The following is a 24,538-nucleotide window of genomic DNA, read 5'->3' as shown; positions in this document are numbered from 1 at the left end:
GCGGTAGGTTTCCCTCGTGCCCGAGCTCGTCAAGCCGCCGCCCCTGCCCGTGACCTGGCGCCCCCGCCGGGGAAGGATCGTCGCCTACGGCTTCGCCGTGCTGATCGTCGTGGGGGCGGTGGTGATGGCCGTCCACATCGCCGAGCCGTTCCAGCTGGCCGACCGGCTGGCGATCGTGGCGTTCGGCGGCGCGGTGGCGTACGTGCTGCATCTGCTCGGCCGGGTGCGGGTGGAGGCCGACGAGGAGGGCCTGACCATCGTCAACGCCGTCCGCACCCACCGGTACTCCTGGGCGGAGGCCCTGGAGGTGACGCTCCTGGTGGGCGACCCCTGGCCGCGCATCGACTTCTCCGACGGGCGCACCATCGGCGCGATGGGCATCCAGGGGTCGGAGAAGGCCCGCGCCCGCCAGGCCACCGCCGAGCTGGAGGCCCTGATCCGCGAGCGGGGCGAAGCGCGCGAGAAGTGACGATCCCGTGATGCCCGCGGCCCGCCGCCGACGTAGCCTGAAGGGGTGCTGGGGCGGACAATCAGGGCAACGGACATCGAGTCGCCGGCGAAGCTCATCGAGCTGCTCGACCGGCAAGCCTACCTGGCCGACGAGGGGCTGGCCACGGCCGCCTTCCTCGCCCTGCGGATGGGGCGGCCGCTCTTCCTCGAAGGGGAGGCGGGGGTCGGCAAGACCGAGCTGGCCAAGACGCTCGCCGCGCTGCTGGAGGCACCGCTCATCCGGCTGCAGTGCTACGAGGGGCTCGACGCCGCCCAGGCCCTGTACGACTGGGACTTCGCCCGCCAGCTGCTCCACCTCAAGGCCGCCGAGGCCGCCGGCATCACCGACGTGGGCCGACTGGAGGGCGAGATCTACGACCGCCGCTTCCTCATCGCCCGGCCGCTGCTGAAGGCGATCGAGACGCAGCCCAGCGTGCTGCTGGTGGACGAGATCGACCGCGCCGACGACGAGTTCGAGGCGTTCCTGCTCGAGGTGCTCTCCGACTTCACGATCTCCGTCCCCGAGCTCGGCACGATCCGCGCCGAGACGCCACCGGTCGTGGTCGTCACCTCCAACCGCACCCGCGAGGTGCACGACGCGCTCAAGCGGCGCTGCCTCTACCACTGGCTGGAGCACCCGGCGTTCGACCGGGAGGTCGCCATCCTGCTGCGGCGCCTGCCCGCCTGCACCGAGACGCTGGCCACGCAGGTGGCGCGGGCGGCCGAGCGGCTGCGGCAGGCCGGCCTGGTCAAGCCGCCGGGCGTGGCCGAGACGCTCGACTGGACGGAGGCGCTGCTGACGCTCGGCGCCAGGGAGCTCGACCCCGGCCTGGCGGCGGCCACGCTCGGGGCGGCGCTGAAATACCGCGAGGACGTCGCCACCGTCATGGGCAACGGGCTGCTCGGCGGGCTGCAGGGCCATGGATGAGCTGGCCGCGACCATGACGGGCTTCGCCAGGACGTTGCGCGCCGCGGGTGTCGGGGCCGATCACGAACGCACCCAGAACCTGCTCAAGGCCCTCGACCACCTCGACGTGACCGACCCCGGCGAGGTCTACTGGGCCGGGCGGCTGACGCTCTGCGCCACGCCCGACGACCTGCCCCGCTACGACCGCTGCTTCGCCGCCTACTTCGGCGGGCTGCGGGCCGTTTCCACCCGTACGGCCTCCGTGAGCGTCACCCGGCACCTGGCCACCCGCGACGCCGACGGCGAGACGGGCGACGACGACGGCACGGCGGCGCCCGCGACCGCGAGCCGGATCGAGGTGCTGCGCCACCGCGACGTGGCCCGGCTGTCGGAGGCCGAGCGCGAGGAGGTGCACCGGATGCTGGCCCTGCTGCGCGCCGGGCGGGCCCGGCGGCGCTCGCGGCGGTTCGAGAGCTCCCACCGGGGCGTGCTCGACCGGCGCCGCACCATCCGGGAGGCGCTCAGGAAGGGCGACGTGGCCAGGCTGCGCCACCGCCGGCACACCACGCGTCCGCGCAAGGTCGTGCTCTTCGTGGACGTCAGCGGTTCGATGGCGCCGTACGCCGAGACGCTGCTGCGCTTCGCGCACGCGCTGGTCAGGAGCGAGCCCCGGGCCACCCGCGTCTACTCGGTCGGCACCCGGCTCACCCCGATCACCGCCGAACTGCGCCACCGCGACCCCGGCACCGCGCTCAACGCGGTGTCCAGGACCGTCCCCGACTGGAGCGGCGGCACCCGGCTCGGCGAGGAGCTGCGCGCGTTCCTCACCCGATCCAGCGCCAGGGGAGAGATCGCGGTGATCGCCTCCGACGGCTGGGAACGCGGCGACCCCGAGCTGCTGGGAACGCAGATGGCTCGGCTGTCCCGTCAGGCATACCGCGTAATCTGGGTCAATCCTCACAAGGGGTACGCGGACTACCAGCCGCTCACGGGCGGGATGCGGGCCGCTCTGCCGTACCTCGACGACCTGGTGGCCGGGCACAGCCTGGCCGCCTACGAGCAACTCAGCGAAAGGCTCGCCCATGCGTGACGTGCTGCCGGAGATCATGGAGTGGTGGCGGTCCGGCTCCCGTTTCGGACTGGCGACGGTGGTGGGCACGTGGAGCAGCGCGCCCCGGCCGCCGGGCGCGTCCATGGCCGTGCGCGGCGACGAGGTGGTCGGCAGCGTCTCAGGCGGCTGTATCGAGGGCGCGGTGTTCGAGCTGGCCACCGACCTCGGCGAGCCGGTCCTGCAGCGCTACGGCGTCAGCGACGACGACGCCTTCTCCGTGGGGCTGACCTGCGGCGGCATCATCGACATCTTCGTGGAGCCGGTCTCGCGGGAGGCGTTCCCCGAGCTGGGCGAGATCGCCGCGTCGGTGCAGGCGCACGAGCCCGTCGCCGTGGCCACCGTCGTGTCGGGGCCGGGCCGGGTCGGCGCCCGCCGGATCGTCTGGCCCGACCGCTCCTCCGGCACCCTCGGCCTCGGCCGCCTCGACGACGCCGTGGACGACGACGCCCGCGGCATGCTCGCCCAGGGCCTGACCGGCCTGCGCCGCTACGGGCCGCAGGGAGAGCGGCGGCTGGACGACCTGGCGGTGTTCGTGCACTCCTTCGCGCCGCCGCCGCGGATGCTGGTGTTCGGGGCGATCGACTTCGCCGCGGCGGTGGCCCGGGTGGGCAAGTTCCTCGGCTACCACGTCACGGTGTGCGACGCGCGGCCGGTGTTCGCCACCGCCAAGCGGTTCCCCGACGCCGACGAGGTCGTGGTCAAGTGGCCGCATGACTACCTCGCCTCCGTCGACGTGGACGAGCGCACGGTGATCTGCGTGCTCACCCACGACCCGAAGTTCGACGTGCCGCTGCTGGAGGTGGCGCTGCGCACCGGCGCCGGCTATGTGGGCGCCATGGGCTCGCGCCGAACGCACGAGGACCGCCTGGAACGGCTGCGCGAGGCCGGGCTGACCGGCGACGAGCTGGCCCGGCTGCGCTCGCCCATCGGCCTCGACCTAGGCGCGCGCACCCCCGAGGAGACCGCCGTGTCCATCGCCGCCGAGCTGATCCAGCTGCGCTGGGGCGGCTCCGGACGCCCGCTGTCCGCCACGGAGGGCCGCATCCACCACGAGTCGGCGTGAGCGAGGTCGCGGGGCTGCTGCTGGCCGCCGGCCGGGGCTCGCGGCTGGGCCGGCCCAAGGCGCTGGTCGAGTACGCGGGCGAGCGGCTGGTGGACCGGGGCGTGCGCCTGCTGGCCGAGGGCGGCTGCCACCCCGTCGTGGTCGTGCTCGGCGCGGCCGTGGCGCAGGTGTGCGGCGCGGTGACCGTGCACAACCCGGAGTGGGCCTCCGGCATGGGCTCGTCGCTGCGCGCCGGCCTCGCCGCGCTGCCCCCGCAGGCCGGGGCGGTGGTGGTCGCGCTGGTCGACCAGCCGCTGATCCGCCCGGAGGCGGTCCGTGCGCTGATCGCCTCCGGCGCCGGCCTCGCGGTCGCCACGTACGGTGGCCGGCGCCGCAACCCCGTGCTGATCGGCCGCGAGCACTTCGCGGGGGTGGCCGAGCTGGCCGTGGGGGACGTCGGGGCGCGGCCGTACCTGAAGGCCCATCCCGGGCTGGTCACCGAGGTGCCGTGCGACGCCTACGGCGACCCGGCCGACATCGACACCCCCGCCGACCTGGACCTGCTAGAGGCGGAGTGACGCGATCGCCGCCCGGTGGTCGCTGCCCGTGGCCGGCGCCACGCCCGCCTTGGTCGCGGTCATGCCGCGGAACAGGATGTGGTCGGGCCGCGTGATCGGGAACGCGGCCGGCCACGTGAAGCCGAACCCGTCGCCCGCCACCCGCTGCGCGTCGACCAGCGGCGGCGTCAGCCCGCGCATGCCGCGGTCGGTGGTGGCGGTGTTGAGGTCGCCGAGCAGCAGGATGCGCTTGCTGCGGTCGGCGTCGATGAGCTTGCGCGCCCGGGCCAGCGAGGCGTCGCGCGTGGTGGTCTGCCCGGGCCTGGCCGAGGCCAGGTGCATGACGTAGACGGTCACCTTGCCCTTGGGGGTGCTGACGACCGCGCGCAGCGCCCGGGGCCAGCCCAGGCCGACGTCGAGGGGCCTGGCGTCGCTGATCGGGTAGCGGCTCCACAACCCGACCGTGCTGACCGGATAGCGATATCTGAACATCTTGTTGAGCTGCTTGGCCGCCGGGCCGCCGGCCGTCAGCTCCTGCGCGGCCAGCAGGTCGAGGTCTTGGGCGATCTGGCGGACGGCCTCGCCCGAGGCGTTGTTGCGCACGCCCACGTTGACCGTGCCGACGGCCAGGTCGCTGCGGCCGCCCGGCGGCGTGGCCAGCAGCGTGGAGCCGAACATCGCGGCCCACACCAGGCCCGGCACCAGAGCCGCGACGGCGGCCACTGTGGAGCGTGCCAGCGCGGCGAGAAGAAGCAGCAGCGGAACGGCCAGCCCGACCCAGGGCAGCATGCTCTCCAGGACCGGGGTGAACCCGCCGAAGGCGGGGATCAGCGCATGCCCCGCCAGGGCCGCGGCCACCACGGCGGACACGATGACGACGACCCGACTCAGCACGCGATCTACGCTAGCGGCTGCCGTCCCGGCACGTGGACGCGATAACCTGTCCGCGTCGAAACGGAACAACATTCGGTTCACAGGGAGCCCGGCATGCGGATCGGTATGGCACTCAACTACTCGGGCGGTTTCAAGGAGACGGTCGCCGAACTGGCCGACTACGAGAAGGCCGGGCTGGACATCGTGTTCGTGGCCGAGGCGTACTCGTTCGACGCGGTCAGCCAGATGGGCTACATCGCGGCCAGGACCGAGCGGCTGGAGATCGCCTCGGGCATCCTGCCCATCTACTCCCGCACGCCGACGCTGCTGGCCATGACGGCCGCGGGGCTCGACTTCGTCTCCGACGGGCGCTTCACGCTCGGCATCGGCGCCTCGGGGCCGCAGGTGATCGAGGGGTTCCACGGGGTGCCGTACACCGCGCCGCTGGGGCGGACGCGGGAGGTCATCGAGATCTGCCGCAAGGTGTGGCGGCGCGAGCGCGTCGAGCACGCCGGCAAGCACTACACCCTGCCGCTCCCGCCCGACCAGGGCACCGGGCTGGGCAAGCCGCTCAAGCTCATCAACCACCCCGTACGCCCCCGCGTCCCGATCGTGGTCGCCGCCATCGGCCCCAAGAACGTCGAGCTGACCGCCGAGCTGGCCGAGGGCTGGGAGCCGATCTTCTACCTGCCCGAGAAGGCCGCCGACGTCTGGGGCCCCTCGCTGGCCGCGGGCAAGGACCGGCGCGACCCCGAGCTGGGCGAGCTCGACGTGATCGCGCAGGCGTCCCTCGCGATCGGCGACGACGTGGCGGGGCTGCGGGAGTTCGGGCGGCCGATGGCGGCCCTGTACATCGGCGGCATGGGCGCCAAGGGCAAGAACTTCTACAACGACCTGGCCCGCCGCTACGGCTACGAGAGGGAGGCCGAGCAGATCCAGGACCTCTACCTGGAGGGTAAGAAGGACGAGGCGGCCGCCCTGGTGCCGGCCGAGCTGCTGGAGCGCACCTCGCTGATCGGCAGCGAGGGCTTCGTCCGCGACCGCGTCCAGGCGCTGAAGGAGTCCGGGGTGAGCACGCTGAACGTGGCACCGTTCGGCAGGACGCACGAGGACCGGGTGCGGCTGATCGAGAAGATCAAGGACATCGCATCCTGATCGGCACGTCCTGAGCGTCTTGCCCCCGCCTGTGCTCCGGTGTCCGGGCCGGCGGGGTGTCACCGCAGGTCCCGGACGGCGCCCGGTGTGCCGCGATCGTGCAGGTCGGCTGCAGGGTGGTGGCCGCCCGCTGCCGTAGCATCGATCATGAATCCGGTCAGGAGCTCCAGACGTGGACCCGGCAGATCGTGCGCGGGCGCCCGAGCGGCGGTGTATATGGCTTCAGCACGGAAGAAGGTCGTCCTAGCCCAGCCTCGAGGTTTCTGCGCGGGCGTCGAGCGCGCCATCGCGATGGTGGAGCGGGCCCTGGATCTCTACGGGCCCCCCGTCTACGTGCGCAAGGAGATCGTGCACAACCGCCACGTCGTCGACCGGCTGGAGGCCAGGGGCGCCCGGTTCGTCGACTCCGAGGCGGAGGTCCCCGAAGGCGCGATCTGCATCTTCTCCGCCCACGGCGTCTCCCCGCAGGTGCGGGCCCAGGCCGAGAGCCGCCGGCTGGACGTCGTCGACGCGACCTGTCCTCTGGTGTCCAAGGTGCATCAGCAGGCCCGCCGCTTCGCGCGTGACGACCGCGTCCTGCTGCTGATCGGCCACGCCGACCACGAAGAGGTGGAGGGCATCCGCGGCGAGGCGCCGGAGCGAACGATCGTCGTCGAGTCCGCCGAGGACGTCGACCGGCTGGACCTGGATCCCGCCACCGCCGTCGGCTACGTGACCCAGACGACGCTCGCGGTGGACGAGACGAGCGGCATCGTCAGCCGTGTACGCGAACGGTTCCCCAACCTGGCCGAGCCCAGCAGCGAGACCATCTGCTACGCCAGTCAGAACCGGCAGAACGGGATCAAATCCCTGGCCGCGCGCTGTGAGCTGGTGCTCGTGGTCGGCTCGGAGAACTCCAGCAATTCCCAGCGCATGGTCGACGTGGCACGTGACAACGGCGTGCGGTCGTTCCTCGTGCCCGACGTGTCGCGGTTGGACGAGCGGTGGCTCGACGGGGTGACCTCGGTGGGTGTCAGCTCCGGCGCGAGCGTTCCCGAGGTCCTGGTGGACCAGGTGCTGGAACGGCTGTCCGCATGGGGCTTCCACGACATCGAGGTGGAGACCGGCGCGACCGAGGACGTCGTGTTCTTCATGCCGATGCGGCTGGCCGAGGGCGGTGGGGCGGCGCCATGACCTCCGGCACCCGCCCGCCCGGGTCGACTTTCCGCAACCGAGTTTCCGCCGGCCGAACGAAGGGAGCGCGTACATGGGACTGCTGGAGTCCATCCGGGGACCGCAGGACCTCCGTGTCCTGTCAGGGGAAGAACTGCTGACGCTCTCCGCGGAGATCAGGCGGTTCCTGGTCGAGCAGGTGTCGAGGACGGGTGGCCATCTGGGACCCAACCTGGGGACCGTCGAGCTCACCCTGGCCCTGCATCGCGTGTTCGACTCCCCCCGCGACCGCATCGTGTGGGACACCGGCCACCAGGCCTACGTGCACAAGATCGTGACGGGCCGGCACGACTTCTCCGGCCTGCGGCAGCGGGGCGGGTTGTCCGGCTACCCGTGCGGTGCCGAGTCGGAGCACGACATCGTCGAGAACTCCCACGCCTCCACCGCTCTGTCCTACGCGGACGGCCTGGCCAAGGGATACCGGCTGCGCGGAGTCACCGACCGCAAGGTCGTGGCGGTCATCGGCGACGGTGCGCTGACCGGCGGCATGGCCTGGGAGGCGCTCAACAACATCGCCGCCGCCAAGGATCTGCCTCTCGTCATCGTGGTCAACGACAACGGCCGGTCGTACGCGCCGACGATCGGCGGGCTGGCCGATCACCTGGCGACGCTGCGCACCACCCGCGGGTACGAGCGCTTCCTGGACTGGAGCAAGCGCCTGCTGCAGCCCGCACCGGCGGTGTACGACACGCTGCACGCCATCAAGACGGGCGTGAAGGACCTGGTCGCCCCGCAGGGCATGTTCGAGGATCTGGGGCTGAAGTACCTCGGGCCGATCGACGGGCACGACATCGAGGCGGTGGAGACCGCGCTGCGGCAGGCCGCGGCATTCGACGGGCCGGTGCTCGTGCACTGCCTGACCCGCAAGGGCAACGGTTACCCGCACGCGGAGAACGACAAGGCGGATTGCTTCCACGCCGTGCGCGTGATGGACCCGGCCACCGGCAGGCCGACCACCGCGGCAGGCCGGTCCTGGACGTCGGTGTTCGGCGCCGAGCTGGTCACGCTCGCCGAGCGGCGGCCGGAGATCGTCGGCATCACCGCGGCGATGCTGGGGCCGACCGGGCTGGACGCCTTCGCCGAGCGGTTCCCGGAGCGCGTCTTCGACGTCGGCATCGCCGAGCAGCACGCGGTGACCTCCGCCGCCGGTCTCGCCATGGCGGGGCTGCGGCCCGTGGTGGCGGTGTACGCGACCTTCCTCAACCGCGCCTTCGACCAGGTGCTGATGGACGTGGCCCTGCACGGGTGCCCGGTGGTGTTCGTGCTGGACCGGGCCGGCGTGACGGGAGACGACGGCCCGTCGCACAACGGGATGTGGGACGTGGCGATGCTGCAGGCCGTCCCCGGTCTGCGCATCGCCGCCCCCCGCGACGCGCGCACCCTGCGTGAGGAACTGCGCGAGGCGCTGCGCGTCACCGGCGGGCCCGCCGTCGTGCGCTTCCCCAAGGGTGCGGTCGGGCCGGACATCCCGGCCGTGGACGAGGCGGACGGGATGGCGGTGCTGCGCCGCGACGCCGGCCGGGACGTGCTCGTCCTGTCGGTGGGCGCGATGGCGGGACTGGCGCTGGGCGTCGCCGCGCGCATCGGTGAGGAGGGCTTCGGCGTCACGGTGGTGGACCCGAGATGGGTCAAGCCGGTCAACGCGGCCATCCCCGATATGGCCCGCCGGTACCGGCTGGTCGTCACCGTCGAGGACGGCCTGCGGACCGGCGGGTTCGGGTCCGCCGTCGCCCAGGAGCTGCGCGACGCGGGCGTCGGCACACCGGTGGCGGACTTCGGCATCCCCAGGCGCTTCCTGCAGCACGGCAAACGCGCCGAGGTGCTCGCCGAGTGCGGCCTGACCGTGGAGGACGTCTCCGCCGCCGTGCTGCGCCGGCTCGCCGGGAAGAATCGCCGTCTCGCCGCGCCCACACACGTCAGCCCATGGCTGGCCAAACTCATCGCCGACCCGCGCCTGGCGGGCAGGGCCCGCCAGGTCCTCGCCTCGAACGGCTACCCAGGCCACAGGGGCGTCGGCGACCAGACGCACTGAAGGAGGCAGCGCTCTGATGAGAGTTGATCTCGGGATGCCCGCCCCGCCATCCGTGGTGCTCGGCGAGCGACAGCCCACCCGGCAGCTCCGGGTGGGTTCGGTGGGCGTGGGCAGCGAATCGCCTGTGTCCGTGCAGTCCATGACGACGACGGTCACCGCCGACGTCAACGCGACCCTGCAGCAGATCGCCGAGCTCACCGCGGCCGGGTGCGACATCGTCCGGGTCGCCTGCCCGTCGCAGGACGACGCCGACGCGCTGCCGATCATCGCGACCAAGTCCCCGATCCCCGTCATCGCCGACATCCACTTCCAGCCGAGGTACGTCTTCGCCGCCATCGAGGCCGGCTGCGCGGCCGTCCGGGTCAATCCGGGCAACATCAAGAAGTTCGACGACAAGGTCGCCGAGATCGCGCGGGCGGCCAAGGACCACGGCACCCCCATCCGCATCGGCGTGAACGCGGGATCGCTGGATCCCCGGCTGCTGGCCAAGCACGGCAAGGCCACGCCGCAGGCCCTGGTGGAGTCGGCGCTGTGGGAGGCGTCGCTCTTCGCCGAACACGACTTCCACGACATCAAGATCTCGGTGAAGCACCACGACCCTGTCGTGATGGTGGAGGCCTACCGCCGGTTGTCGGCCGCCTGCGACTACCCGCTGCACCTGGGCGTCACCGAGGCCGGCCCGCCGCTGCAGGGCACCGTCAAGTCGGCGGTCGCGTTCGGCACGCTGCTCGCCGAGGGGATCGGCGACACCATCCGCGTCTCCCTGTCGGCCCCGCCGGTCGAGGAGGTCAAGGTCGGCGTCCAGATCCTGCAGTCGCTCAACCTGCGCCCGCGCAAGCTCGAGATCGTGTCCTGCCCCTCCTGCGGCCGGGCGCAGGTGGACGTGTACAAGCTCGCCGAGGAGGTCACCGCGGCCCTGGACGAGATGGAGATACCGCTCCGGGTAGCCGTGATGGGCTGCGTCGTCAACGGCCCGGGAGAAGCCAGGGAAGCCGACATCGGGGTGGCGGCCGGCAACGGCAAGGGCCAGATCTTCGTCAAGGGGAAGGTCGTCAAGACGGTACCGGAGTCGCGCATCGCCGAGGCACTGATCGACGAGGCCATGAGAATCGCCGGCGAAGCCGGACAAGACAGCGACGAATGGACATCGTGATGACCGTGCAACTCCCGCTCGAACAGGTGCACCCGCTGGCCGTCCCGCCGGCGCTGCGCGATCTGCAATCCCGCGGCGTCATTCATCCCGTGCGGACCCGGGTGGGGCACCCGGCATGGCTGGTCACCGGGTACGAGGAGATCCGGGCCCTGATCGCCGACCCGCGGCTGGGCCGCGCCCACCGGGAACCCGACAAGGCCTCGCGCCTCGGCGACTGGATGTTGTTCAGCGGCCCCATGGGGGACTTCGACACCGAGCACGACGACGAGGCGCGGGTGCGCGCGCAGCTCCAGCCGCACTTCGCGCCGGGCCGCATGCGAGCACTCCGGCCGCGCGTCGAGGCCCTCACCACGGACCTGCTCGACGAGCTGGAGCGGCACGGCTCCCCAGCCGACCTGCAGGAGGCCCTGGCCGGGCCGCTGCCCGTGCTGGTGATCTGCGAGCTGCTCGGCGTGCCGTACGAGGACCGCGACGAGTTCTCCAAGTTGTCGCGCGCCGCCGGCGACATCCTGGACCCGGCCCGCTCCGAGCAGGGGCTCATGGAGCTGTACGAGTACGGCAAGCGGCTGGTAGAGCGCAAACGGGACGAAGCGGCCGACGATGTCATCTCCCGCATGCTCCAGTCCGGAGACCTGTCGGACGATGAGATCGCCATGCACACCATGATGCTGCTGTTCGCCGGGCATGAGACCACGGTGTCGCAGATCGGCCTGGGCGCCGCGTGCCTCCTTGCCGATCCCGGCCAGTGGCGGGCACTGCACGACGACCCCTCGCTCGTCCCGTCCGCGGTGGAGGAGATCCTGCGCGCGCCCAGCCTGGGCGGTCCCGGGATCCCGCGCTACGCCCGCGAGGACCTGACCGTGGGCGAGGTCACCGTACGCGCCGGGGATCTGGTCATCCTCGACATCGGGGCGGGCAACCACGACGGCGCGGTCTTCGCCGACCCCGACCGCTTCGACGCCTCACGCAAGGACAGCCCGCACCTCACCTTCGGTTTCGGCGCGCGCTACTGCATCGGCGCGCAGCTCGCCCGGATCGAGCTTCAGGCCGTCTTCGCCGACCTCACCCGGCGCTTCCCGGACATGCGGCTGGCCGTGCCGGTGGAGAAGCTGCAGCGCAGCCCGCACTCCTCGACCGGCGTCCTGCTCAGCCTCCCCGTCGAGTGGTGACGGCTCACTTCTCCGGCGACCGGTTCGCGCAGCCCCCAACCGAAAGCACATGACATGGAACAATGCCCCATCGCCCTGCCCTTCGACCGCCCGGGCCCGTTCGACCCGCCGCGAGCCCTGGCCGGCCTGCGCGAGCAGGCGCCCATGACGCCGCTGAGCTTCGTCGACGGGCACGTCGGATGGCTGGCCACCGGCTACGAGGCCGCCCGCACGGTGCTGGCCGACCCGCGCTTCAGCGCGCGGCGCGAACTGATGCACGTCCCCCTCGACCTGGGCTTCGCGCACGAGATCGCCGGCGGCCCGCCGGAGGCCGGCGAGTTCCTGCGGATGGACCCGCCCGAGCACACGCGCTACCGGCGGCTGCTCATCGCCCAGTTCACCGCCCGCCGGCTGAAGCAGCTGGAGCCGCGCATCGCCGAGGTCACCCAGACCTGCCTGGACCGGATGGAGGCGGCCGGGTCTCCCGTCGACCTGGTGCGGGAGTTCGCCCTGCCGGTGCCGTCCCGGGTGATCTGCGAGCTGTTCGGCGTCCCTTACGCGCGCCTGGAGGAGTTCCAGAACCACCTGGGCACGATGGTGGACACCGACGCCCCCGGTGAGGAGGCCATGGAGGCCTACACGGCGTTCCTCGAATTCCTGGCCGGGCTCATCGCCGACAAGCGAAAGGCACCCGGGGAGGACTTCTTCAGCGGCCTGGTCGACAGCGGCGAGCTGTCGGACGAGGAGCTGACCAACATCGGCTTCATCCTGTTCGGCGCCGGCTTCGAGACGACCGCGAACATGCTCGGGCTCGGCACGTTCGCGCTGCTGAGCCACCCTGACCAACTGGCGCTGCTGCGGGGCGACCCCTCCCTGATCGACGGCGCCGTCGAGGAACTGCTGCGGCACCTGACCATCATCCACTTCGGCCCGCTGCGGGCGGCGCTGGAGGATGTGGAGGTCGAGGGCGCCCTGGTGCGGAAGGGACAGGTGGTGGTGGTCTCGCTGCCTGCGGCCAACCGCGATCCGAAGCGGTTCACCGACCCCGAGCGCCTCGACATCACCGGATCCGCGCAGGGCCACCTGACGTTCGGGTACGGGCCCCACCAGTGCCTGGGCCAGCAGCTGGCCCGCATCGAGATGCGCATCGCCTTCCCCGCTCTGCTGGCGCGTTTCCCCACGCTGCGGCTGGCCTGCGCGCCCGAGGACGTTCCCACGAAGGACATGATGATCGTGCATGGTGTCAAGAAGCTCCCGGTAGCGTGGTGATCATGAGAATCGTCGCTGACAAGGACGTGTGCGTCGGGGCCGGGATGTGCGCGCTGACCGCGCACGACCTGTTCGAGCAGAGCGAGGAGGACGGCACCGTGGTGCTCGTCGTGGAGCGCCCGGCCGACGACCGGCTCCACCTGGTGCGGCGGGTGGTGGACTCCTGCCCGTCCGGCGCCATCACGCTGGCCGACGATTGACCCTCCGGCGGTCGTCGGAAAAACAGCAACGCGAGGTGTCCTCCACGCGGCACGTGAAATCTTGACGATTTCCTGCGGCCGTTTTCGGGGGGCGCCTCGCTTCTTTTCGGCAAATTCCCGCGGAATGTGTGTCGCCCGGCGTGCTGGTTTTCCCCTTCATATTGCCGCTCGCTTCGACGGCCGGGCGACAAGGCGGAGGTGGAGGCCATTACGGGGCACAACCGCGATGCAGTTTCCATCCAGGTTCGATCAACGGCCGCTCGCATACGCTACTTAAAAATCTTCCGGCCTAAGGAAGACGAGGTTATGCGTGAGCATGGCTAAGAGCGGTATAGAAGGTGATCTGCAAGCCCGCAACGTCTTGTCGTCGATAAACGGAGTGGCGCCGCTCATCATGGAGGTGAGCGCGGGCCTGACCGGCCGGTGGACGGGAGGGCACAGCTCCCTCGACTCGATGTGCTCCCACGCGCTGGTGCCGTCCGGCAAGATGTTCCGCCCCATCCTCGTTCTGGAGTCGGCTCTGGCGGTGGGAGGTGACGCCCGTGTCGTCCTGCCCGCGGCCATGGGCGCCGAGTCCGGCCATGTCGCGAGTCTCGTGCACGACGACATCATCGACGACGACGAGATCCGCCGGGGCAAACCATCCGTCCAGCACCAGTTCGGGGTGGACAACGCCATCGTCGCCGGCGACGCCCTGATCTTCGACCTGTTCCTCAGTCTGGCCGAGTGCCGCAAGACCGGTGCGGCCGACAGCCGGATCGTGGCCGCGTTCGACGTCGTGGCCCGGCGTGGCATCGAGTTGTGCCGCGGCCAGATCATGGAAGCCGAGATCTGCGAGCGCATGGACTTCGACCGTGAGGCGTACCTCACGATGGCCGGCCTCAAGACGGCCTCGCTCTTCAAGGGCGCCTGCGAATGCGGCGCCCTGCTCGGCGGAGGCGACGACGCCATGGTCGAGGCGCTCAGCAGCTACGCGGAGAACCTCGGCATCGCCTTCCAGATCCACGACGACCTGCTCTCCTACACCCGCGAGACCGGCGTCATGGGCAAACCCGACACCAGCGACGTGCGCAACGGGAGGCTGACGCTGCCCGTCATCCTCGCCTACGAGCTCGGCGACTCCATGGATCGGCTGGCCATCACGGACGGGCTGTCCGGCGAAGGCGATCCGACCGCCAACCGGCAGGCGCTCATCACGATCCTGGAGCGGACCGGGGCGCTCGCCGGCACCGAGCGGCTGGCGGCGCACTACAGCCGGCAGGCGGTCGATGCGCTGGCCGGGCTCCCGGTGACACTGAGTCGCGAGCGCCTGGCCCGTTTCGCCGAGGAGGCGATCGACCGTGACCGCTGACCCGGCCGACCGGACGCGTGACACACCGGACGACGACGCGCGCGGGCACGTGGTGATCACGGGCGGCTGCGGCTTCATCGGCAGCCACCTGACCGCCCACCTGGCCCGGCGCGGCTTCCGGGTGACCGTGTTCGACCGTGCCGGGTGCCCGGCCAACCGGCGGCTCGACCCGCGGGCGGCCCACGTCCAGCTGGACATCACCGACTTCGAGCAGTGCCGCGACGCCGTCGGCGCGGCCCGGCCGAGCGTGGTGTTCCACCTGGCCGCCTCCTCCACCGTCGATTCGGGTTACCTCGACCCGCACGGCTCGCTCATGGCCAACGTCACGGGCACCATCAACCTGCTCGAAGCGGTCCGGGTCGCCTGCCCCGACCTGGACAGGTTCGTTTTCACCTCGACCGACAAGGTCTACGGGGAGCTGCTCGAGGACGCCTACACGGAGATGTCCGTCCTCGGCGCCCGCGGCGTCTACGACGTCGGCAAGCTGTCGGCGGACGGCCTGGTGCGGATGTACGGCGACGAGCTCGGCCTGCCGGTGTCCGTGCTGCGCCTGTGCAACGTGTTCGGCCCCGGCGACGACGACGCCGGCCCCCGTATCGTGCCGCGCTCGCTGAGCCGGCTCTTCGACCCGGCCGAGCCCAAACCGCCGCTCGTCTACGAGGGCTCACTGCGGCACCGGCGCGACTACGTCTACGTCGGCGACGTCTGCCGCGCGCTGGCGGCGATCGCGCTCAGCCCGCGGGCCCGCGGCGAGGTGTTCAACATGGCGCCGGCGGCGCACCGGACGACGGTCGACCTGGTGGAGGAGCTGATCCGCCGCTCCAGCGAGGAGTGCCGGCCGCACGACCCGGAACGGGCCGAACTGATCCGGGCCAATGGCTACGAGGTGGTCGCCGGCTCCGGGGCCAGCCAGCTCCGGCATCAGCACTGCGACGCCACCAAGCTCAGCACGCTGCTGGGCTTCCGCAACGAGGTCGACCTGGCCGAGGGACTGCGGCGCACGATCGCCGCGGTGATGCGGGAGCGGCGGATCGCCCGCCCGCTGGAGCCGACCGCCGCCACGCCCTCCGGTTGACGGCCGGACGGCGGCAGCCGACCTGACGGTGACTTCGGGTGATAGGGGAGAGGGGAGACGATGGACGTCGAGCACCTGCACACGCGGGCCAAGAAAGCAGCCGAAAGCGCGATCACACACCTCTACGACCGGCAGCGTGAGGACGGGTCCTGGGTGGACCGGCTCTCCTCGTCCACCATCGCGACCGCGCTCGGCGCGCTGTCGCTGTACCGAGCCGACCGGCATGCCTACGCCGACCGCATCGCGGCCGCGGTGCGCTGGCTGCGCACGCACCAGCGCGAGGACGGCGGGTGGAGCATGGCCGACGCCGAGGCGCCCAGCAGCCCCGGCATGACCGCGTTCGGGCTGGCGGCGTTGCATGAGATCGACCGGGAGGAATCGCGGGGGGCGATAGCCCGCGCCCACACCTTCATCGACGAGAACGACGGGATGAACGTCATCCCGGGCCTGCGCGGTGAGGCGCCCAAGACCTGGCCGGCGGCGCTGCCCACGATCTGGGGTCTGGTGGGCCTGCGCGACTTCCAGCAGCAACCCGACCAGCCCGTCGAGATCATGCTGCTGCCGGCCAACCTGCGCAACAAGGTCTCCATCGCGCTGCCCGCGATCCTCGGGCTCGGCATCATGCAGGCCCGCACCATGAACCGGTCTCTGCCGCGCAAGCTGCTCGGCCGCATCGCCGAGCCGATGGCGCTGAACTGGCTGCGCGACGTGGCCGGCACCAACGGCGGCATCGAGGAATGCCCGATGATCGCCGGGTTCGTCTACCTGGGCCTGAAGAAGGCCGGGGTCGGCGTGGACGTCCAGCTCAGCTCCCTCGCCTACCTGCTGGAGACGCAGCGCGAGGACGGCTCCTGGGCCATCGACCGGGACCTCGAGATCTCCGTCACCGCCTACTCGATCATGGCTCTCGCCGAGTTCGAGGACGTCGCCGCCCAGCCGCTGCTGAGGGGCACGCGCGAGTGGCTGCTGCGCAGCCAGTGGAACAAGCCGTTCCCGTCGCTGGGCATGCCCGCCGGCGGCTGGAGCTGGGCCTTGCCCTCGGGCTGGCCGGAGTCGGAGGACACCGCGGTGGTGCTGGGCGTGCTGGCCGACCTCGGCGTGCCACGCAACCACCCCGCGGTCCGGCTCGGCATCGGCTGGCTGCGCAAGCAGCAGAACACCGACGGCTCCTGGTCGGAGTGGGTCCGCAACACCCACATCATGAACGACCGCCCGTGCGCCGGGGTGACCTCGCACGTCGTCATGGCACTCCAACGGTACGGCGAGCCCGACACGCCCGGCTCGCCGGTCGGGCGGGCGCTGGCCTACCTGCGCGCGCACCAGAAGGACGACGGCTCCATCGAGTCCATCTGGTTCCGCGACAACACGCACGGCACCAGCCGCCTGCTGGAGACGTTCGTCGACACCGGCCAGGGCGCCGACCCCGTGGCGCGCGCGGCCCGGCAGTGGCTGCTGGACAACCAGGCCGACGACGGCGGCTGGCCGCGCCACCACGAGCTCCCCCCGGAGGGGCGCACCGCCGAGGAGACCGGCTGGGCGATCTTCGCGCTGCTCAAGGCGGGCGAGGACCCGCGCAGCCCCGCCATCCTGCGCGGCATCGACTGGCTGCTCCGGCATCAGGACGACGAGGGGACGTGGCGGCCGAGCGTCGTCGGCCTCTACTTCGACGACCTGTGCTACACCGACGACCTGATCGCCCACACGTTCACGCTCAGAGCCATCGGCAGGTGGCTCAAGCTCATGGCGGGCCCCGGAGGCGAGCCGCAGTGATGTTCGCGCGGGACAGACGGCAGGCCCGCCAGGCACGGCCGGCGGCGCGCGGCCGGGCCGGTGGCCTGCCCCCGGGGCCGCGGCTGCCCACCGTCGTGCAGACGGTGTTGTGGGCGGCGGCCCCGACGAGGTTCGGCAGGTCCTGCGCCGAGCGCTACGGCCCGCTGTTCACCGCACGGATCCTCGGGTTCGGCAACGTCGTGTACATCTGCACGCCCGAGGGCATCCGCCGGATCCTGCGCGACGACGCGGACAACTTCGACGCGGCCGCCGCCAACGAGTCGATCAAGTTCGTGGTCGGCAGGCACTCGCTGCTGATGTCCGACGGTCACGAGCACACCGCCCGCCGCCGCGTCCTCATCCGTCCGCTCCACGGCGGCAACGTCGCCGAGTACGTCGGGCTCATGGAGCAGATCGTGGAGGAAGAGATCCGCGAGTGGGCGCCGGGCTCCACCGTGCGCCTCCTCGACTGCTTCCAGCGCGTCACGCTGGAGGTCATGATGCGGGCGGTCTTCGGCATCACCGACTCCTCCCGGCTGGAGCGGCTACGTGTCCTCGTGCCGCGCCTGCTGGACATCAACCCGCTGATCATCCTGCTGCCGGCGATCCGCCGGCCGTTCGGCGGGGTCGGGCCGTGGGCACGCTTCCAGCGGCTGCTGGCCGAGGTCGACGAGATCATCTACGCGGAGATCCGCGACCGCCGGGCCAGCCACGGCCCTGGCGGCAAGGACGTCGTGTCGCTGCTGCTCGCGCACGACGGCGACGGGGACGGCGTGACGGACGCCGAGCTGCGCGACCACCTGGTCACCCTGCTCACCGTCGGCCAGGAGACGACCGCCACCCAGCTCGCCTGGTTCTTCGAGCGGGTCACCCGCACGCCCGGCGCGCTGGAGCGGGTCGTCGCCGCGGTGCGGGCGGGCGACTGGACGGTCGTCGACGCGGCGATCCACGAGGCGATCCGCGCCCGGCCGACCACGATGGACATCGGGCGCGTCGCGATCGGCGAATGGCGCGAGGCCGGCTACGTCTTCCCCGCCGGGACGATGTTCGCCGTCTCCCTCGGGCTGCTTCATCTCTCGCCGGAGCTGTACGAGCGGCCCGACGCCTACTCCATCGACAGGTTCCACCCGGTGGAGCCGTCCAGCGCGCACTTCATGCCCTTCGGCGGCGGCAGCCACCGTTGCCTCGGCGCGTCCCTGGCCATGGTGGAGATGCGCACCGTCATCAGCGGCATCCTGCGCCATGTGCAGGTGGAACCGCGGCGGCGCGCCGCGGAGCGGGTGCGGCCCAAGGGGCCGATGCTCGTGCCGCGGCGGGGCGCGGAGGTGACGATCGTGGAGAACCGCCTGCCCCGGCAGGGCTCGCCGGCCCTGCGGGGTCCGGGCGATGAACGATGACAGGCCGATACGGGAGTAGAGCCACGATGGAACCCCACGTCTTTCCGTTTCCCCGGGCCGAGCGTCTGGAGCTGGACCCGGAGTACGCCAGGCTCCAGGCGGAGGAGCCGGTCAGCCAGGTCGTGTTCCCGTACGGCGAGCCGGCCTGGCTGGTCACCCGCTACGAGGACGTCCGGACCGTCTTGTCGGACGGCCGCTTCTCCCGCGCGCTGTCGCTGGAGCGCGACGTCCCCCGAGTCACGGTCGAGAACTTCAGCGGCGGGATCGTCGCCATGGACCCGCCGGAGCACACGCGCGTGCGCTCGGTGTGCCAGTACGCGTTCACCGCCCGGCGGGTGGCGCGGCTGCGCGAGCGGGCCACGGTCATCGCCACCGAGCTGGCCAAGGAGGCGATCGCCGGCGGTGAGCCGTTCGACGGGGTCGAGGACTTCGCCGTCCCGTTCACCCTGAGGATGATCTGCGAGCTGCTCGGCGTGCCCTACGGCGACCGCGGCCGGTTCCGGCAGTGGGCCGAGGCGGGCCTCGCCACCACCTCCATCTCGGAGGAGGAGCGGCTGAGCGCGGCCGGGAACCTGTGGGAGTACATCTCCGGCCTGCTGGCCGAGCGGCGTGCGGACCCCCAGGGCGACCTCATCTCCGCCATGGTCGCCTCCCAGTCCGAGACCGGCGCGGTGACGGACGACGAGCTGGTGATGGTCGTCATGACCGTGCTGGCCGCCGGTTACGAGACCACCTCCACCGAGCTGCCCAACTTCCTGTACGTGCTGCTGGAGACTCCATCCCGCTACCGCGAGCTGGTCTCCCGCCCGTCGGTCATCCCCTCGGCGGTCGAGGAGCTCATGCGGTACGTGCCGATGGAGGCCAACGGCGCCTCGCCGCGCTTCACCCTGGAGGAGGTCACCCTGAGCGGGACCCGTATCCCGGCCGGCGCCCCGGTCGTGGCGGCCACAGTCATCGCCAACCGCGACCCGGCGGTCTTCGCCGACCCGCACCGCCTGGACCTGACCCGCGCCCCCAACCCGCACCTGGGGTTCGGCCTGGGCGCCCACTACTGCCTCGGCGCCCCCCTGGCCCGCCTGGAGCTGCAGGTCGCGCTGGAGGTGCTGACGGCCGCCCTGCCGGCGCTGCGGCTGACGGACGAGCCAGGATCCGTCGAGTGGAAGGCCGGGATGATGGTCCGCGGGCCTTCGAAGCTGATGCTTACGGTGCAGTGACTGACGGTGGATTAAGGAGACAACGATGGCATCGGAAGAGCCAGCAGAGGTCAAGATGTCCCGGGAGCCGCCGCCGGTCGAGCGGTTCCGGCCCGTCGACATCGATCACATGGACTGGAGCGCCCTGCGCGCCGAATGTCCCGTCTCCCGCGTGCGGACCGCGGGCGGCGAGCCGGCCTGGCTGGTGACTCGGTACAGGGACATCCGGGCCGTGCTGGGCAGTCAGACGTTCAGCGTCCAGCCGATCGACATGGAGAGCGGCAGCGGCACCTACGAGGCCAACGAGTCGATCTTCCAGGACCCGCCCGAGCACACCCGGCTGCGCGGCCTGGTCGCCGGCCCCTTCGCGGTCGGCCGGGTCGAGCAGTATCGGGACGCCATCCAGAAGACGGCGTACGCGCTCATCGAGTCGATGAAGACCGCGGACGGGCCGATCGACCTCATGGAGCGCTTCGCCAAGCCGCTGACCATCAACGTCATCGGCGAGGTGGTCGGCGTGCCGGCCCCCGACCGCGACATGTTCCGTCGCGGGTCCGACAAGCTCCTCGTGCCCATGCACGAGAACGGCGGCGCGGAGGCGAGAGAGGGCTGGCACACGCTCAACGACTACGTGATGGCGCTGATCGCCCGCAGGCGCCGGGAGAACCACGACCCGCGTGCCGACCTCATCGGCCACCTGATCAGCTCCCAGACGGTCGACGAGAAGCTGACCGACGTCGAGGTCACCACCATGGTGCTCGGGCTGCCCGTCGCCGGCTACGTCAGCACCGCCAACGCGATCGCGGTCGCCGTCCGGCACCTGGTCGAGGACGGCTGGATGGACCGGCTGCGGGCCGCGCCCGACGTGCGGGAGCAATCCAAGCTGTTCGTCGAGGAAGTGCTGCGGATCCAGTCCGGCGACAACGGCGAGTCCATGCCGCGCTTCGCCGCCGGCAGCTTCGAGGTCGGCGGCACCACCATCAACAAGGGCGACATCGTGGTGGCGCCGCTGATCGCCGCCAACCGGGACGAGTCGATGTTCGACCGGCCCGGCACGTTCGATCCGCACCGGGAGGGGCTGTCCCGGCACATCGCCTTCGGCTTCGGGATCCATCGATGCCTGGGCGCCAACCTCGCCCGGCTCGAACTGCAGATCGCGGTGGACGCCCTGGTGGAGTCAGGCATCTGCTTCGAGCTGCTGGAGCGCTGGGACGAGGTCCCGTGGCGGCAGAACATGCTGGGCGACCGCTTCCCCGAGCGTCTGATGGTGGGCGTGAGCGTCGTCCCGGCCGGGGGAGAGGTGTGATGGGACGTCACATCCTGTTCGCCACGATCCCGGCGTGGGGCCACACCTACCCCGTCCTGTACGGCGCGGCCGAGCTGCGCCGGCGCGGTCACCGGGTGAGTTGCCTGGCCTCGCCGCGCTTCGCCGCAGAGGTGGCCAAGGTCGCCGACCCCGTCCCGTACGACTCGCCGATGGACTCCGACGTCGGCCGGGCCGAGCTGGCCGACATGAGCAAGGTGCTGCGGCTCATGCTCCAGGAGACCAGGGCCTCGTTCGCGGCCCTGGAGCGAGTCGTCCGCGCCGACCCGCCCGACCTGCTGGTCTCCGACGTGCTCAACATGGCGGGCTGGCTCGTCAGCCGTCGTTTCGACCTCCCGCTGGTCCGCACATGGCCGATCTTCGCCTCCAACGAGCACTTCTCGCTGCACCAGGACTACCAGTCCCGTACCGACGACGAGGAGTCGATGCGCGGCTTCTTCGCGGAGGCGGCGGACTTCCTCGACGAGGTCGGTCTCGGCTCGATCTCGCCGATGGAATTCTTCGAAAGCCAGGCCGAGCGCAACATCGCGCTGTTCCCGCGCTCGTTGCAGCCGCGCGGCGAGACGTTCGACTCCCGCTACACGTTCGTGGCGCCGTGCATCCGGCCGCCCGAGGAGTCGCCGGATGTGCCGTGGCTGCGCGCGGCCAGGCCGCTGGCCGCGGTCTCGCTCGGCACGGTGTTCAACGAGCAGAACAAGACCGGCTTCTTCCGGGCCTGCGTCGAGGGCCTCGAGCAGCTCGGCTGGCATGCCGCCGTGGCGCTCGGTGACAAGGTGCGGCCCGAGGATGTCGGGCCGGTCTCCGGCCGGGTGTTGATGCGCGCCAGGTTGCCGATGATCGACACGCTCCAGCACGCGGCGGTGTCCATCTCCCATGGCGGTCTGACCAGCACGGTGGAGGCGCTCGCGCAGGGCGTGCCGGTGCTGATCGCGCCGCAGATCGGCGAGCAGCACGCCGTCGCCGACAGCGTGGAGCGGCTCGGCCTGGGCGTACGGCTGCGCGAGCCGTTCACCGGTGCGGAACTGGCGAAGATCGTCAAGAGCGTGGTGGACGACGCCGACATGGCACGCCGGCTGGCGGAGTTCCGGCGCACGCTGCTCAGCGACCGACGCGGCGGCGAGTTCGCCGACACGGTCGAGCGCGAGCTGGCCGGGCAAGCGGAAAGCTGAGACGAGGGGACAGGTAACGCACATCATGCAGGACGAACTCCCGGCGACGCCCCTGCCCGCCTATCCGTTCCCCCGGACCTCGGCGATCGAGCCGCCGCCGGCCCTCGCGGAGTTACGCGCGGCCGGGCCGCTGCACCGGGTCCAGCTGGCCGACGGCCGACAGGCTTGGCTGGTCACCCGCTACGACGAGGTCAGGACGCTGCTCGGGCACCCGGCCTTCGGCACCCAGTACCCGGGTACGGTGCCGATGACCGAGAGCGAGGACAACCTCGCGGCCGGATTCATGTTCCTGAAGGACCCACCGGAGCACACCCGGCTGCGTCGCAGCGTCACCCGGGCGTTCACCGCCCGCCGGGTGGCCGAGCTGCGGCGGCGCGCGATGCCGGTGGCCGCCGACCTCGTCGACCAGATGCTGGCCAGGGGACCGGAGGCCGACGTCATGGAGGCGCTGGCCTACCCCCTGCCGATCACGATGATTTCCGAGCTGCTCGGCATCGCCGCCGAGGACCGGGGACGGTTCCGCCGCTGGTCGGACCTGATCCTGCGCTCCGTCGAGGGCGGCTCGGACGAGGAGATGGGCGCGGCCTTCCTCGACCTGCAGCAGTTCGTCGTCAAGCTCGTGGACGGCAAGCCGGACGGCACCGACCTCGTCAGCGACCTCGCCCGGCACTCGGGCGAGCCGGACGGGCTCACCCGGCTGGAGATCGCGGCGATGGCCATGGGCCTGCTCATGGCCGGGTACGTCACCACGGCCTCGGCGATTTCGCACGCGCTGCTCAGGCTGCTGGGCAGCCCGCAGGTGATGGCTCAGGTGCGGGCCGGCCAGATCGAGACGACCCGGCTTGTCGAGGAGCTGCTGCGCCTGCAGGACGAGGAGGTCGGCATCAACCGCATCGCCCAGCAGGACGTGGAGATCTGCGGCGTGCGCATCGCCCGGGGCGACACCGTGATCATCTCGCGGGCCGGCGCCAACCGCGACCCGGGGGCCTTCCCGGACCCCGCCGCGATCTCCCCGGGCGCCGAGCGCGGGCCGCACCTGGCGTTCGGGCACGGCATCCATCACTGCCTCGGCGCCGCGCTGGCACGCATGGAGCTGGAGGTGGCGCTGGGCACCCTCATCACGAAGATCCCCGGCATCCGGCTGGCCGTGCCGCCCGCCGAACTTGAGTGGAGCTGCGACGGGATGGACGTCAGCATCAAGCGGCTCCCCGTCACCTGGTGAACATCCGAACCGAGAGGCCGTTGTGAACAGCATGAGTACCCAGCCGGGCGCGGTCCCGCGACTCAAGCGCCCCTACGACCCGGAGGAGCTGGACGACGCGGTCAAGAACCGCGGCGCCGCGATCCTCGTCGAGGCGTACTCGCGCGAGGAGTGCGAGACGTTCCTCACCCAGGTGTCCGCATTCCTGCGCACCCATCCGGAGGAGGCCGACTACGCGGCCGGTTCCGTCCTCGCGAGTTTCCAGGGCGAGACGACCTCCTCGCTGCACGCACTCATCGGAAGGGTGCCGTGCGCGGCCTCCATGGTGCTGCACGAGGACCTGCTGGGGTGCGCGCGCCGGCTGCTGCGTCCCAAGTCGAGCACCGTGCTGATGACCGTGGCCGAGTACATGGCCCGCCGGCCTGGCGCGCCCCGGCAGGAGCTGCACCGCGACACCTTCTCCTGGCGGCACGTCCCCGTCGGCGAGCACCCGATCGCACTCACGGTGATGGCCGCCATGAGCCCCTTCACCGCCGAGAACGGCGGGACCTGGGCGGTTCTCGACAGCCATGGCGGTCCGGCCACCGATCCGGCGCCGGACTGGAGCAGCGCGGTGCAGGCCGAGATGGGACAGGGCGACGCGCTGATGTTCCGCGCGGACCTCTTCCACGCCGGTGGCGCGAACCACAGCGACACGGACGTGCGACACATCTTCTCGACCGGATACCAGGTCGGCTGGCTGCGTACGGTCGACAACGGCACGCTGAGCGTTCCGCCGGACATGGCGGCCGAGCTGCCGGAGGAGCTGCGGGAACTGCTCGGCTACGTACCGGAGGACGTGCTCGGCCTCTACAAGGGCGGAGACCCCGGCAACGCGCTGGCCGCCCGCTGAAAACCATGGAGACAACGG

The 24,538-nt window shown here is 71.5% G+C and carries 21 protein-coding genes and 1 pseudogene; 21 read left to right on the top strand and 1 reads right to left on the bottom strand.

What is annotated here, in order from left to right; translation table 11 throughout:
* The first annotated feature begins 16 nt into the window (after positions 1 to 16).
* Genes ACIBP6_RS17860 through ACIBP6_RS17840 form a run of 5 tightly spaced genes read left to right on the top strand, consistent with a single transcriptional unit; the run spans position 17 to position 4,127 of the window.
* Positions 17 to 469, top strand: coding sequence for a PH domain-containing protein (locus ACIBP6_RS17860; protein ID WP_397053324.1), 453 nt, complete (start codon positions 17 to 19; stop codon positions 467 to 469).
* A gap of 45 nt (positions 470 to 514) precedes the next feature.
* Positions 515 to 1,417 (top strand): AAA family ATPase, encoded by a 903-nt coding sequence (locus ACIBP6_RS17855; protein WP_397053322.1) that lies wholly within the window; start codon positions 515 to 517, stop codon positions 1,415 to 1,417.
* Positions 1,410 to 2,486, top strand: coding sequence for a VWA domain-containing protein (locus ACIBP6_RS17850; protein WP_397053320.1), 1,077 nt, complete (start codon positions 1,410 to 1,412; stop codon positions 2,484 to 2,486). Before ACIBP6_RS17855 ends, ACIBP6_RS17850 begins: the two co-directional genes overlap by 8 nt.
* Positions 2,479 to 3,570, top strand: coding sequence for an XdhC family protein (locus ACIBP6_RS17845; RefSeq protein WP_397053318.1), 1,092 nt, complete (start codon positions 2,479 to 2,481; stop codon positions 3,568 to 3,570). Before ACIBP6_RS17850 ends, ACIBP6_RS17845 begins: the two co-directional genes overlap by 8 nt.
* Positions 3,567 to 4,127, top strand: a complete 561-nt coding sequence (locus ACIBP6_RS17840) for a nucleotidyltransferase family protein (protein WP_132609402.1) — start codon at positions 3,567 to 3,569, stop codon at positions 4,125 to 4,127. The genes ACIBP6_RS17845 and ACIBP6_RS17840 overlap by 4 nt, the downstream gene beginning before the upstream one ends.
* Here the strand turns inward: ACIBP6_RS17840 and ACIBP6_RS17835 are convergent.
* Positions 4,113 to 5,000: an endonuclease/exonuclease/phosphatase family protein gene (locus ACIBP6_RS17835; RefSeq protein WP_397053316.1), complete on the bottom strand. Its 888-nt coding sequence runs from the start codon at positions 4,998 to 5,000 to the stop codon at positions 4,113 to 4,115. The two genes, ACIBP6_RS17840 and ACIBP6_RS17835, sit on opposite strands and share 15 nt — an antisense overlap.
* A 93-nt stretch (positions 5,001 to 5,093) precedes the next feature.
* Here ACIBP6_RS17835 and ACIBP6_RS17830 point away from each other — a divergent pair, with 93 nt between their 5' ends.
* From ACIBP6_RS17830 to ACIBP6_RS17755, 16 genes and pseudogenes are all read left to right on the top strand, one after another.
* Positions 5,094 to 6,134 carry an LLM class F420-dependent oxidoreductase gene (locus ACIBP6_RS17830; RefSeq protein WP_397053314.1) on the top strand — a complete coding sequence of 347 codons (1,041 nt, stop codon included), beginning with the start codon at positions 5,094 to 5,096 and terminating at the stop codon, positions 6,132 to 6,134.
* Positions 6,135 to 6,350: 216 nt separating this feature from the next.
* Complete coding sequence (locus tag ACIBP6_RS17825) at positions 6,351 to 7,307, top strand: 4-hydroxy-3-methylbut-2-enyl diphosphate reductase (protein ID WP_397053312.1); 957 nt, start codon at positions 6,351 to 6,353, stop codon at positions 7,305 to 7,307.
* 73 nt (positions 7,308 to 7,380) lie between these two features.
* Positions 7,381 to 9,228, top strand: a pseudogene (gene dxs / locus ACIBP6_RS17820) (1-deoxy-D-xylulose-5-phosphate synthase); the annotation flags it as partial.
* A gap of 166 nt (positions 9,229 to 9,394) precedes the next feature.
* Entirely contained in the window at positions 9,395 to 10,531 is a 1,137-nt protein-coding gene (gene ispG / locus ACIBP6_RS17815) for a flavodoxin-dependent (E)-4-hydroxy-3-methylbut-2-enyl-diphosphate synthase (protein ID WP_397053310.1), read from the top strand.
* Complete coding sequence (locus tag ACIBP6_RS17810; protein WP_246074479.1) at positions 10,531 to 11,700, top strand: cytochrome P450; 1,170 nt, start codon at positions 10,531 to 10,533, stop codon at positions 11,698 to 11,700. Before ispG ends, ACIBP6_RS17810 begins: the two co-directional genes overlap by 1 nt.
* Before the next feature lie 54 nt (positions 11,701 to 11,754).
* Positions 11,755 to 12,948, top strand: a complete 1,194-nt coding sequence (locus ACIBP6_RS17805; protein ID WP_397053307.1) for a cytochrome P450 — start codon at positions 11,755 to 11,757, stop codon at positions 12,946 to 12,948.
* 2 nt (positions 12,949 to 12,950) lie between these two features.
* Positions 12,951 to 13,148, top strand: coding sequence for a ferredoxin (locus tag ACIBP6_RS17800; protein WP_132609386.1), 198 nt, complete (start codon positions 12,951 to 12,953; stop codon positions 13,146 to 13,148).
* A gap of 379 nt (positions 13,149 to 13,527) precedes the next feature.
* Positions 13,528 to 14,499, top strand: a complete 972-nt coding sequence (locus ACIBP6_RS17795; protein ID WP_397053305.1) for a polyprenyl synthetase family protein — start codon at positions 13,528 to 13,530, stop codon at positions 14,497 to 14,499.
* Positions 14,489 to 15,574: an NAD-dependent epimerase/dehydratase family protein gene (locus tag ACIBP6_RS17790; RefSeq protein ID WP_397053303.1), complete on the top strand. Its 1,086-nt coding sequence runs from the start codon at positions 14,489 to 14,491 to the stop codon at positions 15,572 to 15,574. Before ACIBP6_RS17795 ends, ACIBP6_RS17790 begins: the two co-directional genes overlap by 11 nt.
* A 60-nt stretch (positions 15,575 to 15,634) precedes the next feature.
* Entirely contained in the window at positions 15,635 to 17,344 is a 1,710-nt protein-coding gene (locus ACIBP6_RS17785; RefSeq protein ID WP_397053301.1) for a prenyltransferase/squalene oxidase repeat-containing protein, read from the top strand.
* Entirely contained in the window at positions 17,344 to 18,741 is a 1,398-nt protein-coding gene (locus tag ACIBP6_RS17780; RefSeq protein ID WP_397053299.1) for a cytochrome P450, read from the top strand. Before ACIBP6_RS17785 ends, ACIBP6_RS17780 begins: the two co-directional genes overlap by 1 nt.
* A 26-nt stretch (positions 18,742 to 18,767) precedes the next feature.
* Positions 18,768 to 19,955, top strand: a complete 1,188-nt coding sequence (locus ACIBP6_RS17775; RefSeq protein WP_397053297.1) for a cytochrome P450 — start codon at positions 18,768 to 18,770, stop codon at positions 19,953 to 19,955.
* Positions 19,956 to 19,980: 25 nt separating this feature from the next.
* Complete coding sequence (locus tag ACIBP6_RS17770) at positions 19,981 to 21,240, top strand: cytochrome P450 (protein WP_397053295.1); 1,260 nt, start codon at positions 19,981 to 19,983, stop codon at positions 21,238 to 21,240.
* Positions 21,240 to 22,427, top strand: coding sequence for a nucleotide disphospho-sugar-binding domain-containing protein (locus tag ACIBP6_RS17765; RefSeq protein ID WP_397053293.1), 1,188 nt, complete (start codon positions 21,240 to 21,242; stop codon positions 22,425 to 22,427). Before ACIBP6_RS17770 ends, ACIBP6_RS17765 begins: the two co-directional genes overlap by 1 nt.
* A 25-nt stretch (positions 22,428 to 22,452) precedes the next feature.
* Entirely contained in the window at positions 22,453 to 23,649 is a 1,197-nt protein-coding gene (locus ACIBP6_RS17760) for a cytochrome P450 (RefSeq protein ID WP_397053291.1), read from the top strand.
* Between the two features lie 31 nt (positions 23,650 to 23,680).
* Entirely contained in the window at positions 23,681 to 24,520 is an 840-nt protein-coding gene (locus ACIBP6_RS17755; protein WP_397053289.1) for a phytanoyl-CoA dioxygenase family protein, read from the top strand.
* Positions 24,521 to 24,538 lie beyond the last annotated feature (18 nt).

Origin of the sequence: Nonomuraea terrae (assembly GCF_044465245.1) — a bacterium.
Classification (GTDB): Bacteria; Actinomycetota; Actinomycetes; order Streptosporangiales; family Streptosporangiaceae; genus Nonomuraea; species Nonomuraea terrae.
The sequence above is the reverse complement of the archived record's forward strand: the minus strand, read 5'-3'. Positions and strand labels throughout refer to the sequence as shown.

Coding starts and splice junctions, on each gene's coding strand:
- ACIBP6_RS17800 (WP_132609386.1), top strand. CDS start 12,951: ATGAGAATCGTCGCTGACAAGGACGTGTGCGTCGGGGCCGGGATGTGC.
- ACIBP6_RS17850 (WP_397053320.1), top strand. CDS start 1,410: ATGGATGAGCTGGCCGCGACCATGACGGGCTTCGCCAGGACGTTGCGC.
- ACIBP6_RS17805 (WP_397053307.1), top strand. CDS start 11,755: ATGGAACAATGCCCCATCGCCCTGCCCTTCGACCGCCCGGGCCCGTTC.
- ACIBP6_RS17810 (WP_246074479.1), top strand. CDS start 10,531: ATGACCGTGCAACTCCCGCTCGAACAGGTGCACCCGCTGGCCGTCCCG.
- ACIBP6_RS17770 (WP_397053295.1), top strand. CDS start 19,981: ATGGCATCGGAAGAGCCAGCAGAGGTCAAGATGTCCCGGGAGCCGCCG.
- ACIBP6_RS17780 (WP_397053299.1), top strand. CDS start 17,344: ATGTTCGCGCGGGACAGACGGCAGGCCCGCCAGGCACGGCCGGCGGCG.
- ACIBP6_RS17825 (WP_397053312.1), top strand. CDS start 6,351: ATGGCTTCAGCACGGAAGAAGGTCGTCCTAGCCCAGCCTCGAGGTTTC.
- ACIBP6_RS17765 (WP_397053293.1), top strand. CDS start 21,240: ATGGGACGTCACATCCTGTTCGCCACGATCCCGGCGTGGGGCCACACC.
- ACIBP6_RS17760 (WP_397053291.1), top strand. CDS start 22,453: ATGCAGGACGAACTCCCGGCGACGCCCCTGCCCGCCTATCCGTTCCCC.
- ACIBP6_RS17785 (WP_397053301.1), top strand. CDS start 15,635: ATGGACGTCGAGCACCTGCACACGCGGGCCAAGAAAGCAGCCGAAAGC.
- ispG (WP_397053310.1), top strand. CDS start 9,395: ATGAGAGTTGATCTCGGGATGCCCGCCCCGCCATCCGTGGTGCTCGGC.
- ACIBP6_RS17830 (WP_397053314.1), top strand. CDS start 5,094: ATGCGGATCGGTATGGCACTCAACTACTCGGGCGGTTTCAAGGAGACG.
- ACIBP6_RS17775 (WP_397053297.1), top strand. CDS start 18,768: ATGGAACCCCACGTCTTTCCGTTTCCCCGGGCCGAGCGTCTGGAGCTG.
- ACIBP6_RS17845 (WP_397053318.1), top strand. CDS start 2,479: ATGCGTGACGTGCTGCCGGAGATCATGGAGTGGTGGCGGTCCGGCTCC.
- ACIBP6_RS17755 (WP_397053289.1), top strand. CDS start 23,681: ATGAGTACCCAGCCGGGCGCGGTCCCGCGACTCAAGCGCCCCTACGAC.